We start from the raw sequence: 13,556 nt of genomic DNA, 5'->3' as shown, positions 1-13,556 counted from the left end.
GAGAATCTGGCCAGAATCAAGGCCTATCAAACCAGAACCCTCGGTCAAATCTACTCAACATAACGTGGGCTATGTTGAGTAGTGTAAATTGAAAGTCATAAATATACCTGTTAAGATACCTGTACCTTATGCCTATCTGACCCGATGAGCCGCCCCCCTTTCCGCCTCCCAGACGACCAAGCCCGCCGCATCGCGCAGCGCGTGGCCGTGCTCGACCAGGAAATTCCCTTCGACGCCAGCAATCACCGTCCCTTCGTGGGCGCTTTTATCCAGGCAGTGCGTGACGCGACCGGTAATTATTTCAGTCCAATGATCTACCAGCGCCTGCTGCGTGCCTATGCGCCGGCGCGACGACCATCGACCGCGACCATCGCCAGCGAACGGGCGCGCATCATGGACACCGCCGAGCAGCTTGAGCGAGCCGCCGGACTCGATGACGTTCAGCGCGCACGATTTACCGACGCCATCCGCGGTGTAATTGCCGACGAGCTGGATCTACGGCTGGCCAGCTTGCCTGCAGCAGATCCAGCCACTGGGTCAGCCCAAGCTGAATTTTTCAAGAACCGGCTTGCGGAGTGCGAAAACGAACTACGAGCGCTACGGGCCACCGCGGCGCAGTTGGTCACCGACCTCGCGCTCAAGACACAGCGCGCCGAAATTGCGGAGCGCGAACTCGGTGAGCAGCGCCAGGCCAACGAGAAACTTGTTGAACAGCTTCGCAGCATCCAGGAAAGTTCCGATGGCAACCGTAGGTTTGCCCTGATGGCGATCGACGAGGTGCGCAGCGAGGTGCGCCACTGGAAAGACCGTTGTGCAGACCTTGAGCTGCAGCGGCAGCGCGACTTCCAGCAGCTCGACGCCATGCGCCGGCTGGTCAGTGCACAAGACAAGACAGGAAATAAAGGATTGCGATGACAAATGTATTAGGACCGCTTAGCCCTGCTTCAGGCCGGGAAGTCAGCCACACGCTGGGTCCAGTCGACGATGACTGGCACGCTGCTGAAGTCTGGCTGCAGGCGATCGCGAACCGCCCACGCCGTAACTCTCCCCTGACCGTAATGGCCTACCGGCAGCACTTGGCGAAATTGCGCTGGTATTGTGAAAACGTCAGCATGAACCTGCCGTCCAGGTGGACTGTCCAGGACGTCGACGCCTTCTATCGTTTCCTGAAGGAGTTACCGGAGCACGCGCTGTGCGAGCGGGACTACGCCGGCCGCTACGCCGAACAGGGCGAGGCCGGGTACACCCCATTCAGGTGCGTACCCTCGGCGAGCAGCCGTTCCGATGTTCAGAAGTGTGTGCACGCGCTGTTTCGCGCTTGGCGTGAAGTCGGTTATATCCAAGCCAACCCGATGGGTTTCCACGGCGCGGGTACGGAAAGAAAAATCAACGCCAACCGCGCCGTATCGCTTGACCTCTTTGACCTCGTGCTCGAGACCATGGAAGAACAGCCGAAAGACACGTTCGAAGCGCGGCAGCGGCATGTGCGCGACCGCTTCCTCCTGATTGCCTTGCGGGAGCTTGGCCTGCGTTCGAGCGAGCTGGTCAAGGCGAGCATGGGGGCGTTCCGGCGACTGTCTGATCCGAAATCTGGACGAACCTACTGGATCATGCACGTTACCGTGGAAACAGCGAAAGGCGGTCTTGAGCGGAAGATCCCGGTCACCCGGCAGGTGTTCGAGGCCCTGGTGGCGTATCGCGAGGCCTTCGGCCTGCAGGCGCTCCCAGGCCCCGCGGACACAACACCCCTGCTCTTGTCGCCAAGGACGCACCGAAGCGCGACAACTTCGCGTGGTGTACCCCTAAAAAGCGTGTCGACGCGACGGGACTTCGGCAAATGGCGCGCGATCACCTCACGCCACGGTTTGTACTATGTTGTGAAGCAGCGCTTGGGCGCCGCGGCGACCTTCCTCGAGTCGATCGGGGATCACGATCGGAAGGAGCAACTGGATCAGGCGTCGCCCCACTGGCTGCGTCATACGTTTGCCAAAGCCGCCCTGATGCAGGGGGAAGACATGCGCAGCGTTGCCGCCTGGCTCGGCCACCGCGATATTGGAACGACGATGGTCTATACCGAGCAGGAGGCGCTTGACCTGATCCGGCAAACCGAACAGGTCCGACCCGATGCCCTGGCGTTTGAGGCACAGTGGAGTCCGCTGCTATAGGTGCGACCGGATCCCGCGCGGCGCGGCGATCGTGCGCCGCGGGCGACTACCTTGCGGCTTACAAGTCGCCCGACAACCTACGGCGCAAGTTGCGCGATTTGCGCCTGATGCGATTGCCAGTGCGATCGCGTTGACGTCGTAGGTAGCGTACGCAGGCGCTCGACAGGCGGGCTGCGTACGTAGACCACGGCTGGCTTGTCGTTGCAATCGCGACCAGACACGGCCCAGAGGCTTGCATAGTTGACGGGGCTCCTCGGCTGGTCCCAGCGTACGTTGACCTTGCTGCCCGCCTTGTCCGACCAACGCATCAGGACGCCAAAGCAATCCATGGCGGAGGCGGCGAAAACATGACAGGCAACCCAGTTCCTGGTTGCTCTTGACCAGTGCGAGGGGATGGTCTCTGGTCTGGCGAGATGCCATCCAACGATGCCATACAGCTCCTTTGTGGACGCCACATATAGATACCGGGGCGCACAGGAACCTTCCCAGAACATGCGCCAGCGGAGAAATGCCATCGCACATGGACAAAACCCGGCTGTCGATTTTCCATGCATGTTCCACCAGAGCGACTTTGCCGCGCTACGAATACAGCGCTGGTGCTCCTTGAGGACATGTCGCCACAAATGTCGCCGAATGGCTTTATAGGTGTCAAGCAAACGCACAAGGCACTCTGTCGAATCGGACGTTACCGTGGACTCGGTCTTCGACCACGTTGTGTCCTTCGCCTCATCATCATCTCCGTCGTCATGGAAGTCGCCAAGATGACTACACCCGCACTCATGCTTGGTGATGGACTGCGCTCGTCCTCCAAATCGTTTGACCTTCGCTCCCGGAACCGCGTCCTTCAATACATGGGTGAGGAATCCCGTATAGCTCGATGTGACGTCCACTTCGTCATGCCGGACGGCGGCGATTCCAAACCTGGCGACCTGCTTGAAGAGATGCCGGGCATCCGTTGCATTGATCAGTTCGACGTCTGCGGCGACGCGATAAAAGCGCAGTGGGTCGCCAGCAATGCCGCCTCATGTGCCTGAAGTCGTAATATCTTTGGCCGATCCTCCCGGATGGTCGGTGCCATGTCGACGCCGCAGTGCGGGCACGTGAAGGGGTGCTGACTGAACGCTTTCGTCAGCTTGTATGGAATCGTCCTGCTGCAAGCCGGGCAGCGGTCGACCAACATGTGCCCATGAATCGGACAGGAACGGGTAGGACGCAGCTGGAACAGTGGACTGTGAAAGCCCGAGCGCATGCACGTTACGCACCACCTCAGGCAATCGCTGGAGTCGAGCACGCTGCCCGGTGCGATATCGAAGAGAAATGCTTCGCGCACGGCCACCTGGGAGACGCGCAAGAGCGAAGCGAGCACCGCAATATCGAATACGGCGCTGTCGCGCAGATCGACTTGTGGCTTGGCGAGAATGGCGGAGCGTTTGCCGCACTGGCGGCTGATGACCAGCCGTGCCAGGTCACTCGTGGCTATCTGGTTGAGGTACGCGAACTTCCATAAAAGCGTCCAGGCCGACTCCCACTTCACGTGCCAGTCGCGCCGCCAGCACCACTGCCGGGGCTGCGGCACAAAGAGTGGCCGATTAATCATGACCTCACGTTCTCGGAAGCCTAGCCAAGGTAGAGTTTACAAAAATTGAAACAACTCGGAAGAAATTAGTTGCCATCGCCTTCCGTGCATCGGGACACTACTCTTCATACCTCATGCGTGTAAGTGGCGCTACCTCAGCACTACGGAGTCACCACAGACTAGTGCGCTCTACCTGAATAAAACTTGCCTTTCATGCAAACCGGAAAAATTTCCTGATTTCTATAGCTGCCCGGAAACCCGTATTGCTGTAGGATATTGTCCTACAAGGCAACGTAAAGACGCTGATTATTTAGCAATAGGACATCAGGCACAAGCATGGAAACTTTGCAATCTCCTTTGGTGGCGTCGGTGCCATCTGCCGCTGGGGTTCCGACAACTGTTTCAGTTCCATCATTACCTGATGATGAGCTGGCAGCAGGCTTTCGCAAGACGCTTGCCAAAGGGGCAGACGCGTTGTTCGTTGCGAACAAGTTCAGAGTTGCCATGTTTGAGAGGTCAGCTTCTGCGCCTGCTTGGAGCGTAGTAGCCAGCGGCGAATTTGGTGACGAGTGTATCGCGGCCGTAAGTGCCAATATGAGCACGAAACATGTCTTCTGGGATGTCACGACCCTGGCTGAGCCGCAATCGGTCGACCGGTCGACCTTGGCACCTGTTCTCGTAAAAAAAGGACTTATTACTAGCTGGGCGAAGACTGCAGACCAAATTACTGGCCGGCTGGGCCACGTGTCCCCGGAGGTCAAGAAAGAAGTCGCGTACCTTGCAGCCTACCATTGCCAGTTCCCTGGTTGCGGAAAAGACCTTGGCGAGCATGCCGCAACTGGAGGCAAAGGTGTATTTAGCTACTTTGCACACATCGTTGCTGCTTCGGCTGACGGACCTCGTGGCGACCCTGTGCAGTCTCCCCTGCTTGTTGATGAGCCATCAAATTTCCTTCTCCTGTGCGACGAATGCCACCGGCTCATCGACAAGGTCGACCCCGACGCGTACAAAACTGAGGATTTGCGCAAGATGCGCACAGACTCCATCCGCGAGGTCAAGCGCCTGCTGGGAACGCTTCGCTACCCGGAAGCCGACATCGTCTACTTCTTGGGCAACGTAACTGGACAAGTTCCGCACATCAGCGACCGCGACATGGACGAAGCCTTATGGGCCAGTGGTCTGCGTCGCTCAAGCAAGAACCCTGAATCATATTTTGCCTTCGGTGGGCAGCATCACGCACCGCATGAGCCGAGCTACTGGAGTGCGGTGTTCTCTATTTTGAAATTCGACTTGTCCAATCTGCAGGCTAGGCTTAACGGGGTACGTACCGGCGGAGGCCCGCGCCCTCGCCTGGCTGTGTTCCCGTTTCATGGCACGTCCGTACTGCTTCTCGCTGGCCGGCTCCTCGGTGACATGGCAGGCACCCACGTATTCCAGCCTCATCGAAACAAGATTGGCGAAACTTGGGGTACGCGCTGGGCGTGGCCCACTGATGCCGTAGTGCCGACCCCGGAAAAGTATGAGGCCAAAACGTTGAGGGACCACACTGGTACCGAAGACGAGGCGAACCTCATCGTATCGTTGACCTTCCCTGTCGCAGCATTCAGGCTCTCAACGGTCTCGGCAGACAAGGGCAACCTGACCTTGCCTACTATCGAAATCTCGGTCGAGAACTTCGGCCACTCGACCATCCGCCACCCTTCCGATTTGACGCTGTTCGGCACTGCGGTAGACGAGGCCTTGAGGCGTCTGCAAAACGTATGGAACGTCAAAAAGGTACACCTGTATGTTGGCGCGCCGGCTGCTGCAGTACTGCTGGTTGGCCAGAAGATGCAGGCTCGTCATCACGCGACCTTCGTTTGCTATGAGTCCCTGCCGGGTAACGGTCCCTTTGCTCCAACTATCGAAATTTCGTCCCAAGAAGTACGCACGGTAGGCCAGAACCTGTCGGTGTCCCTGCAAACCTGAAAGCTATCATGACAACATCTCAAACTTTGTCGAAGAGAATCGTCGATTCGCTCATCGCGCGCCAAGAAGAGCAGCAGTGGGAGCAACTCATCAGCTCGCTATTGCGCCGACTTGAACTCAATGCAGCAGATAAGGCAGTCGCTGAACGAGAGTACGAAATTCTCGGTGATTCCATCGCTGAAAAACTGAGCTTGCCGCGCCATGACGTTATCGTCTCGCCGCAAGGTTCCATGCGTACGCAGACCACCATCAGTCCGCGGCACCCAGTCAACTTTGATATCGACATCTTCGTCGAGCTGGCTGGCCCAGGATACGACGCACTGCCACCAGAAACGATGTTTCATAAGTTTGGCGAAGCACTGGATGGTAATGAAGAGGTTACGGGTAAGCGTGAAGAAAAGCGCCGCTGCTGGCGTCTGGGCTATCCAGGAAAACCCTTCTACTTCGACGTAACTCCTGCAGTTCGAGGCACCAGCTACGCCGGCGGCACCTTGCGCGTGCGTGACCCTGAAACCTACTGGGCGCCTACGAACCCGGGCGAATTCGCTGAGTGGTTCTGCAACCATGCAGATGAGCGGTTTATCTTCGCGACACCACTTCAAAAAAGCGAAGGCGTAGTAGCACGCTCGAACGTCGAACCTCTGCCGGACGAACCTGTGGGCCTCGACGACATCCTGCGCCGGACAGTCCAGCTGATGAAGCTCCACCGAGACAACATGTACTGGTTCGCCGACGAAAAGCGCAAAGTAGCCCAACCCATCTCAATCATCATCGTCACCTTAGTGACACGCGCGTACGAAGAACTCATCCGCACGCAGCGAGCGGGCTTCCGTTCGCCGCTTGAAGTCGTGCTCAAGCTTGTCGAGATGATGCCTAAATATATTGGGCACAACGGTGTCAAGTACCTGATACCTAACCCGAAGCTCCCGTTCGAGAATTTCGCAGACCGCTGGAATAGCGATGAAGGTGCTCGAGCTGCCGAGTTCAAGCGCTGGCACGCCCGACTTGAAGGCGACCTCGATAAACTGCTTCACAACGGTGCCAAAACCGCGCCTGAAGCGGACATTCGCGAAGTCTTTGGCAATGTGGGCGTCGAAGCATGGAAGGCCAGCTGGCCTAGGGCTAACGTCCTGGACGGACTGCTTGCCAGTGCCGGACCGCTGAACCCGTCGGCACCTATCAAACCTGGTTCGTCGGATACGCTGGGCTAAATCTGAATGTCGGTCTTTCGTTTTCCTGATGCGGTGCACGCCGTCGAGTCATGGCTCGACGGTCCCGCAAGCTCGTTCGCGACAAAGCTCAAGCGTAGTAGCACTTCGAAGACGCTTGAGTGGGAGCTGGAGCTGCACGAGCAGGGTTACCCTGTCGAACGTGCTCGCCTGCGTATAGGCGCACTCTTCCCGGCGGTGCCTTGTGAACTTTACGTAGCGGCCGAGCTATGCTTGCAGTTACCGCATGTTGAAGAGGACGGGCGAGTTTGTCTCGATGAGGAATGCCAGCCAGTAGACTTTGAGCAGCCGGTAGCAGCCGTTATCCGGGCAATCAGCCGGTTCAAGACCGAACTTCTTCAGCGCTCGTCGAACGTAGAGTGGCGAGAAAAGGAGCTGCATTCTGAACGCCTGTCGTACTGGAATCGGTTCTGCGACCAAAGACAAAAGTCGCCGCGAGGACGACCTCGTCCGCGTACAACGTTGGTGAGTATGGCCGAGGTCGACGGCTGGGCCGAAGGCGAAATCGCCGCATTTATTCCAAAAGGTAGTCGTGACCGGCGTATTCAAACTCAGGTTGTGACGCTGGGCTCTGCAGACCCCGTCGAACTAGCGAACCAACATGGCTTCAGCTCTGGAACCCTCGTCAAAGGTAGCGCGGTGTTTGTTCGGGTTCCAGAGGAATTTCGCTGGAGCCCGCTCACTTGGCCGCAGAGCTTTCTCGCCTTGGAACAGCTAGTACGCGCCGTCACAGCATCACAGCATTCGATTGCAGAGTGGCTGTCCGACAAAGGATGGGTAGCTGACTCAGAAGACACCCCAAAACGTTCGAAGGGCGAAAAAATTGCGGTCGGGACTAGGCCGCTGCTTGTCGTGCTATGCCATGGCAACGAGCTGTACGGCTATCAGATTGCGCCGTCCGTAGTCTCGTTGGTGACCCTCCCGCACGCAGCTCCTATCAAACTTATGCGGGTCGACCCGACCTGGTCGCTGACACGGGACTATTCCACGTCAACGTTCAACAAACGTCAGGGAAAGCGAGTTCTTGTGCTCGGCACGGGCTCTCTTGGCAGCTCCGTTATCGATGTGCTGGCGCGCGCTGGGATTGGCACAATCGACATCGTCGACTCGCAGGTTTTCGGGCCTGAAAACGTGTCTCGTCATCTGCTTGGGATATCGTCTATCCTCAAGGGTAAGGCTGTAGCGATGGCAGCACGCATCAAGAAAGAGATACCTGGAGTCGAGGTGCGAGGGTATCCTGGAGACGCGCGCGCTTGGTGTGCAGAGAATTGCACGCCAAACAAATATGACCTAGTCATCGACGTGACTGCTGAGTCGTCGGTGCGTATCTTTCTGGCTCATGTGCGTACAGCCCTTCTCGGCGATATCCCTGTCATTCATGCTTGGGTCGAGCCTCACTGTGCGGCGACTCATGTCGTTGCGACAGAGACGAGTGAACCTTGGCCACCTAGTGACCCAGCAGTTGCCCGGGTCAACGTCGCAGATTACTCTGCAGCGCAGATGCGTATAAATCTGCCTGCCTGCAGCGAAGGTTTTCATCCCTATGGAAGCGCAGACATCCTGCAAGCAGCCGGCTTCTCGGCAGAGCGCATTCTGGACGTTTTAGACAACGGTCTAGCCAAGTCGACGGTCTGGAGTTTAGTTCGCTCTCAAGCATTCTTTGATTCGCTCGGCGTTCCTATTACGACCAAAGCTATCGTTCCTAGCCAAGGTGGTCCTCGCGGCGGGGTAATGCTGACACGACTGCTTACGGACGTGCTCCAGGATGTATGAACCCATGAGGTTTCAACTTGAAGGCGCACAGTGGAGTCTGGAGTTTACTCCAGCAGCGACCTCAGTGATGTGCGCAAACGCTCAGACCAAATTTGCGTCTTGCGAAGCCGTTGGCCAGCTCTACACTCGCGACCTCACCAGCTCATCGGTCCTTGTCGAACGTGCGACCCTGTTGAAACCGCGACGCGCTAGTAGAGGACGGGTCCAGTTTGACCCAAAGGTTGCCTACGCAGAGCGCGTCGAGTTCTTCAAGCTGGGCCTACACTGTGTCGGCATTTGGCACACGCATCCTGAGGCTCACCCGTCTCCTTCAGAAGAGGACCGACATCTCGCTCGCGATTATGCAATCGCGGCCAGGCCTGCACTCTCTGGAATTATCTTCGTAATCGTAGGCACTCAGCCATTGCCAAATGCGTTCAGAGTCTGGGTGGATAATGGTCAGGAGCTACGAATCGCGAACGCTACTAGCACGTTGCTGCGGTTAACCCTATAGAGAGGCCCTATCACTTCGGCCAGTGCCGACGCGCGCGACGGCGAACCCGAGCAATATTCAAGGCGTCGGCGTCGCCTCCCAAGCGAGTGGATCGAGCGCGAACGCTGCGGCCATCGCATCGGCGTCATATTCATGCAGACAGGGCGCGTTACGCGCACTGGTAACAACGAACAAGCGCCAGTCCGGTTCGATCAGGCTGCACCGGTATTCGTTGCGGCTAATGACGAACCGCGGCGCCATCGATGTGGTTCCCTTCACCTCGACAAGCAGGCGACCTTGCAGTGAGGTGGCAAGCAGATCGTAACCGCAGTTATCACGTTGCCGGTCGACTACTGTAAAGCCGCGTCGGCGCAACTCGGCCCGGACGAAGCGGATCGCCGCCTCTTCGGTCTGCTTGCGACTTTCGGCATCGCCATAGCATCCCCCTTGCACGGTGACTTCCGGCTCGGCCTCCTGCTCTAGGAAAAGCACCGCAGTTACGCTACCAAGTGGGCGGCTTGCCCCGTGCGTTGCGATATCGCGTGCCGTCCTGCTCAAGCGGGCGGCACGGTACCGGCCAACGAAACGCCACTTGTTAATGCCCTCCTTGAGGAACGTGGGCACTGCCTGTCTTTGTTTGTAGAACAGTGCCGCTGTTTCCACGATCCGCGGCCCTTTGCCGACCAGCACGACACTAGGGGCTGCGGGGTTGAGATCTGGCCGTAAGGCCAGTCCAACCACTATATTGTTCTTGGTTCGTATATAGGAGTCGCCGCCGGCGGTCGCTTGCCGCAACTCTGCCGTTGTGATGGTGTCCTCTGATCTGCTCATCTCTCGTATGATCTCCCTTTGTTATCGCTGCGATGGTCTGGCGCTAGTTTTCCTCGGTGGCCCGCTTGAGCCGGCATCTTGTTATCCTAAGCTCAGCGGTGCTGGGCACAAGTTACTTGCCAGCGCAGACTTCGCCACCGCCGCAATCGATTGTTCGGTAATGCCCAATCTCAGGCAGTAGTCGGACTGAAGCCACTCCCGAAGCGACTTATTCCTTTTGCTCGAATTGCAGCTGCCACAACATAAGGCGACGTTGTCCAGAGTGATCAAATCCAGATCATTCACGATGTGCTCCCACGAAGGACATGTGGCCCTACTTGTAAAAGGTACTGAGAAGACAAGTCTGCAGTAAATGCAAGCTATGTCGCGAGCGATCACCTGCTCCGCGAGGGCGCGCGAAATTTTCCAGGTACGCGCGGTGCGAACAACTAGGTCGTAACTGGCCTTATGGTCAGAGAGTAAGGCTGTGCTGGGCACTGTCATCGACGCATTTCCTAGGAGTTCGAAGACCAATCGCGACCACGCTCAGTTAGGGAATAGTTGGTAGGAATATCTTCATGGTGAGCAACCAATAACCCGTTGTCTACTGCCCATTTAATTGTGTCCCGTACGGTCCCCATGCCTCTGCAGTACATTGCCAATTTTTCGTGAATGTACTCTCCAGGTAAGCGATCACCGCGGACATAGGTAACCAGATGGCGATGCACTTGTGTCCATGCTTGTAACGGTTCAGTTGTCTGCATTGATCTAAGCATTGTTGTTTTCCTTTGCGTGACGCATCACGCTTTCCCTTCCCGATGAGGACGCAACCTCATCAAGAATGTCGAGCGACTCTTCAACCGAGGTTGGCCAAATTGCGAAGCAGGTAGTCGTTGAACATGGGTACAGTAAATGCGATGTCGCCATGCGATGGACTGTAGATCATACCTTTGCTGATGATCTGCGAACGCCGCGGCCCCAGGCTTTGTGCGGTCTCGCCGAGCGCATCAGCGACGTCCGAGGAGCGATAGGGACCATTGCCTAGTTTGGCCATCGCGACCACGTACTCACGTTCTTTCGGTGTTAGGCGATCAAATCGGACCTTGAAGAAGCCTTCGTCCAGACGCTTCAGTGTGGTTGCTTCCGCTTTCTTGGCGTCCTCAAGTGTAATCTCGTTCCCACTCGCCAGATTCCAAGACTGGTGGCCCCATTCCTGCAAGAAATACGGATAGCCGCGCGTTTTCTGAAAGATTTCCTTCAGGGCTTCTTCATCAATGAGGGCGCCTTCATCATTGACGGGTTGACGGATTGCAGCCTTTGCGTCATGTTCCGGCAGCGCACCGACGTCCGGGTAAAGAAATAGCCGTTCTGCGTATGACTTCGCGTCACCTGAGAGCGCCGCAACTTGCGGGAGGCCGGCCCCGAAAAACAGCACGGGCAACTGGGCCTGATTTATTTTGTGCAGCGACACGATCAGCGCCGCCAGATCCTTCTGCTTGAGGTATTGAACTTCATCAATCAGCAGTGTCCATGCTTTTCCAGCAGCTTTGGCGGCCTCGCCAATCCGAACGAACAGTTCTGGAAGGTCGTTCTCAAGGTCTCCGCTATCGGCTACACCGACCTCAGGATCCACCGCTACGGAAAGATCCCCGTATTCGAACTTGAAGACCGATGCAAACGACTTTAGCGCACGCATCGCGTCATACACTTTGGCTTTCGCGTTGTCCGTAAGCGAGAGCTTGCGCAGTATCTGGTGTACTCGCGGCAGCAACAGCTCCCCCAGCGGTTTATCCTCTGGCGCTTCGATAATGGAGGTCAAATGGCCGCGCTCCCTGGCCATAGTCTCAACTGCGTTCAGAAGCACTGTCTTTCCTACGCCTCGCAGGCCAAGGAACATTTGAGGACGGCTGGGTCTGCATAGCAGAGCCCGATCGATGGCAATTCGCGCGTCTTCGATGATGGTTTCGCGCCCGGCCAGCTCGGGAGGCTGGCTACCTGCTCCGGGTGCAAAAGGATTTCTTACGGGATCCATAAACTACCTTTTTGTAGGGATGTATAAGCAAGTATATCTCGTACTACGTATACTTGCATATATTTCGATAGTCTTTTCCCAGTTAGCGCGTTTGCCGCTGGTTAGAACTGCACGGTCGCGGTCTCACACACGGGCACGCCCCCAAAGCGCTGCCAAGGGAAATCTTCAACGCCTGCGAGTTGCCTGATGGCTTGCTCCAGTTCGGCAATGCTGGGGAATTCAGTACCTACGCAGATGATGTGGGCTCGCAGCATCTTCTCGCGGGTCGACTCAAGTGCCTTCAGCTCAAAATGGTCGCTGAGGGACGCTCGCAGGTTTCCCAGGTGAGCGTCTATAGCAACACCCATGGGGATCGCCAAGTTCACGTCCAGGATGTCAAATTTCTTGCTTGCAGTGGTGGCCATACTGTTCTTTCGAGTACTCACCGGCTGCCGGCCGGGATCGGGCGCTCACGGCGCTTTTCCCTCACTGTATGGGCTTCACACTAATCGTCTCATGCCAGCCATCACGAACGGCATCATATTCGGCGCGTGCCTGTTTCTCTAATTTTATGAGGTGCGCTAATCGATACTCAAAATCGGGCGTCATCCTGTTTTCTGCAGCTTCGATCTCGCGGCCTAGGTCGGTATCTTTCGTCCTCGCCGGCCCATCACAAAGCAAGCAGGTCGCATCGTTCATGTTCATGTCCTTTTCCTTGACCTCCTGAGATCCTACTTCCACGTAAGTGGCCGGGGTCGACGCCACACCTCGGATGTGCAGAAGCTCATGCGCCAAAGATCGCGTCGTAGCCCCCACGTGGCCCCGACGCAGCCGCGAGCTCATCGACAAGACCGATATCCTGCAGGTACTGCACGAAGCTGAGGAATTCACTTAGCCCGGTAATGCCCACCTCCCGATAGATCTCCCCTTTGCTATTGCGGAGCCCAACCTGCATGCGCGCATTCCGAACGTTACTCGCGGAGCCTGCCTGCATCTCAAATTTGTCAGTGATTTCGCTGTCGTACTCTGCCACATCCTTACCCTCAACGAGATGGGTAATGAAGACGGTTTCGATGTACACATTACGAGCCGCTGCGTCATCTTTGCTCGTGGCTTGTGCAACACGCTCTTCCCGACTGCCTCGCTGTTTTGCTTGTCCCATTTTGGTCTCTTATCGGCAAACTGGCCTTAACGGTGCGCCGCGCGGGCGCCAGAATTTGCTTCTCCTAGATCAGCCGATTACACGAGCCAAAGCTTCCTGTACCCGGTCGAAGATTGCTGGATCGTGTCCGCTTTGGCTTCGTTGAAACGCCTTCGCGGCAGCTATCCCTTCTTCCTGGCTTAACACGAAGCTTGCTTCCGAAGGGAGCTTGTCCTCCACGCTGACCTTGACGTTGAAGCCTGCTTCCACCTGTTCAACCGTAATCTGGGGAAAACCACCGAAGCGGAACAGATTTACCCGCAAGTCATGTATCGCGCACAGCGCAACGGCGCCCGCGATCTCGCAGGTAGAGACCTGCTTGTTCGAAAAGTGCTTACTATTCATCATGCG

The 13,556-nt window shown here is 56.9% G+C and carries 13 protein-coding genes; 6 read left to right on the top strand and 7 right to left on the bottom strand.

Translation table 11 applies throughout. From position 1 onward, the window contains the following. Positions 1-201: 201 nt before the first annotated feature. Together AM586_RS27395 and AM586_RS27390 are read left to right on the top strand one after the other, a co-directional pair. Entirely contained in the window at positions 202-915 is a 714-nt protein-coding gene (locus tag AM586_RS27395; RefSeq protein ID WP_156328182.1) for a hypothetical protein, read from the top strand. Further along, positions 912-2,165, top strand: a complete 1,254-nt coding sequence (locus AM586_RS27390) for a site-specific integrase (protein ID WP_082439908.1) — start codon at positions 912-914, stop codon at positions 2,163-2,165. Before AM586_RS27395 ends, AM586_RS27390 begins: the two co-directional genes overlap by 4 nt. Before the next feature lie 964 nt (positions 2,166-3,129). On the opposite strand, the gene AM586_RS27385 is transcribed toward AM586_RS27390, so the two are convergent. After that, positions 3,130-3,762 carry a hypothetical protein gene (locus tag AM586_RS27385; protein WP_047824850.1) on the bottom strand — a complete coding sequence of 211 codons (633 nt, stop codon included), beginning with the start codon at positions 3,760-3,762 and terminating at the stop codon, positions 3,130-3,132. A gap of 315 nt (positions 3,763-4,077) precedes the next feature. Here AM586_RS27385 and AM586_RS27380 point away from each other — a divergent pair, with 315 nt between their 5' ends. The 4 genes from AM586_RS27380 to AM586_RS27365 are packed head-to-tail and all read left to right on the top strand — an operon-like array spanning position 4,078 to position 9,204. After that, a complete protein-coding gene (locus AM586_RS27380) occupies positions 4,078-5,709 on the top strand; it encodes an SAVED domain-containing protein (RefSeq protein WP_109370614.1) in 1,632 nt (543 codons plus the stop codon). 8 nt (positions 5,710-5,717) lie between these two features. Beyond that, positions 5,718-6,920, top strand: coding sequence for a nucleotidyltransferase (locus tag AM586_RS27375; protein WP_082439909.1), 1,203 nt, complete (start codon positions 5,718-5,720; stop codon positions 6,918-6,920). A gap of 6 nt (positions 6,921-6,926) precedes the next feature. Continuing rightward, positions 6,927-8,711 carry a ThiF family adenylyltransferase gene (locus AM586_RS27370; RefSeq protein WP_082439910.1) on the top strand — a complete coding sequence of 595 codons (1,785 nt, stop codon included), beginning with the start codon at positions 6,927-6,929 and terminating at the stop codon, positions 8,709-8,711. After that, complete coding sequence (locus tag AM586_RS27365; RefSeq protein ID WP_307164129.1) at positions 8,704-9,204, top strand: Mov34/MPN/PAD-1 family protein; 501 nt, start codon at positions 8,704-8,706, stop codon at positions 9,202-9,204. The genes AM586_RS27370 and AM586_RS27365 overlap by 8 nt, the downstream gene beginning before the upstream one ends. Positions 9,205-9,261: 57 nt before the next feature. On the opposite strand, the gene AM586_RS27360 is transcribed toward AM586_RS27365, so the two are convergent. The 6 genes from AM586_RS27360 to AM586_RS27330 all read right to left on the bottom strand — a co-directional run bounded on the left by AM586_RS27360 (position 9,262) and on the right by AM586_RS27330 (position 13,553). Continuing rightward, a complete protein-coding gene (locus AM586_RS27360; RefSeq protein ID WP_052233894.1) occupies positions 9,262-10,014 on the bottom strand; it encodes a DUF3883 domain-containing protein in 753 nt (250 codons plus the stop codon). 835 nt (positions 10,015-10,849) lie between these two features. Continuing rightward, the gene (locus tag AM586_RS27350) at positions 10,850-12,025 is read right to left on the bottom strand and encodes an ATP-binding protein (protein WP_047824847.1); all 1,176 of its coding nucleotides are present in this window, start codon (positions 12,023-12,025) and stop codon (positions 10,850-10,852) included. Between the two features lie 101 nt (positions 12,026-12,126). Next, the gene (locus AM586_RS27345) at positions 12,127-12,429 is read right to left on the bottom strand and encodes a hypothetical protein (protein ID WP_047824846.1); all 303 of its coding nucleotides are present in this window, start codon (positions 12,427-12,429) and stop codon (positions 12,127-12,129) included. A gap of 61 nt (positions 12,430-12,490) precedes the next feature. Further along, positions 12,491-12,709 (bottom strand): hypothetical protein, encoded by a 219-nt coding sequence (locus tag AM586_RS27340; RefSeq protein ID WP_047824845.1) that lies wholly within the window; start codon positions 12,707-12,709, stop codon positions 12,491-12,493. A gap of 79 nt (positions 12,710-12,788) precedes the next feature. After that, the gene (locus tag AM586_RS27335; protein ID WP_156328181.1) at positions 12,789-13,166 is read right to left on the bottom strand and encodes a hypothetical protein; all 378 of its coding nucleotides are present in this window, start codon (positions 13,164-13,166) and stop codon (positions 12,789-12,791) included. A 69-nt stretch (positions 13,167-13,235) separates the two neighbouring features. After that, positions 13,236-13,553: a hypothetical protein gene (locus AM586_RS27330; protein ID WP_047824844.1), complete on the bottom strand. Its 318-nt coding sequence runs from the start codon at positions 13,551-13,553 to the stop codon at positions 13,236-13,238. Positions 13,554-13,556: the final 3 nt, after the last annotated feature.

This window comes from Massilia sp. WG5 (assembly GCF_001412595.2).
Lineage (GTDB): Bacteria > Pseudomonadota > Gammaproteobacteria > Burkholderiales > Burkholderiaceae_D > Telluria.
This window is presented reverse-complemented; position numbering and strand designations above follow the sequence as displayed.

Excerpts from the sequence above, each read along its gene's own strand:
- AM586_RS27330 (WP_047824844.1), bottom strand. The coding sequence starts at position 13,553 with ATGATGAATAGTAAGCACTTTTCGAACAAGCAGGTCTCTACCTGCGAG.
- AM586_RS27380 (WP_109370614.1), top strand. The coding sequence starts at position 4,078 with ATGGAAACTTTGCAATCTCCTTTGGTGGCGTCGGTGCCATCTGCCGCT.
- AM586_RS27345 (WP_047824846.1), bottom strand. The coding sequence starts at position 12,429 with ATGGCCACCACTGCAAGCAAGAAATTTGACATCCTGGACGTGAACTTG.
- AM586_RS27335 (WP_156328181.1), bottom strand. The coding sequence starts at position 13,166 with ATGGGACAAGCAAAACAGCGAGGCAGTCGGGAAGAGCGTGTTGCACAA.
- AM586_RS27375 (WP_082439909.1), top strand. The coding sequence starts at position 5,718 with ATGACAACATCTCAAACTTTGTCGAAGAGAATCGTCGATTCGCTCATC.
- AM586_RS27370 (WP_082439910.1), top strand. The coding sequence starts at position 6,927 with ATGTCGGTCTTTCGTTTTCCTGATGCGGTGCACGCCGTCGAGTCATGG.
- AM586_RS27365 (WP_307164129.1), top strand. The coding sequence starts at position 8,704 with ATGTATGAACCCATGAGGTTTCAACTTGAAGGCGCACAGTGGAGTCTG.
- AM586_RS27350 (WP_047824847.1), bottom strand. The coding sequence starts at position 12,025 with ATGGATCCCGTAAGAAATCCTTTTGCACCCGGAGCAGGTAGCCAGCCT.
- AM586_RS27385 (WP_047824850.1), bottom strand. The coding sequence starts at position 3,762 with ATGATTAATCGGCCACTCTTTGTGCCGCAGCCCCGGCAGTGGTGCTGG.
- AM586_RS27340 (WP_047824845.1), bottom strand. The coding sequence starts at position 12,709 with ATGAACATGAACGATGCGACCTGCTTGCTTTGTGATGGGCCGGCGAGG.
- AM586_RS27360 (WP_052233894.1), bottom strand. The coding sequence starts at position 10,014 with ATGAGCAGATCAGAGGACACCATCACAACGGCAGAGTTGCGGCAAGCG.
- AM586_RS27390 (WP_082439908.1), top strand. The coding sequence starts at position 912 with ATGACAAATGTATTAGGACCGCTTAGCCCTGCTTCAGGCCGGGAAGTC.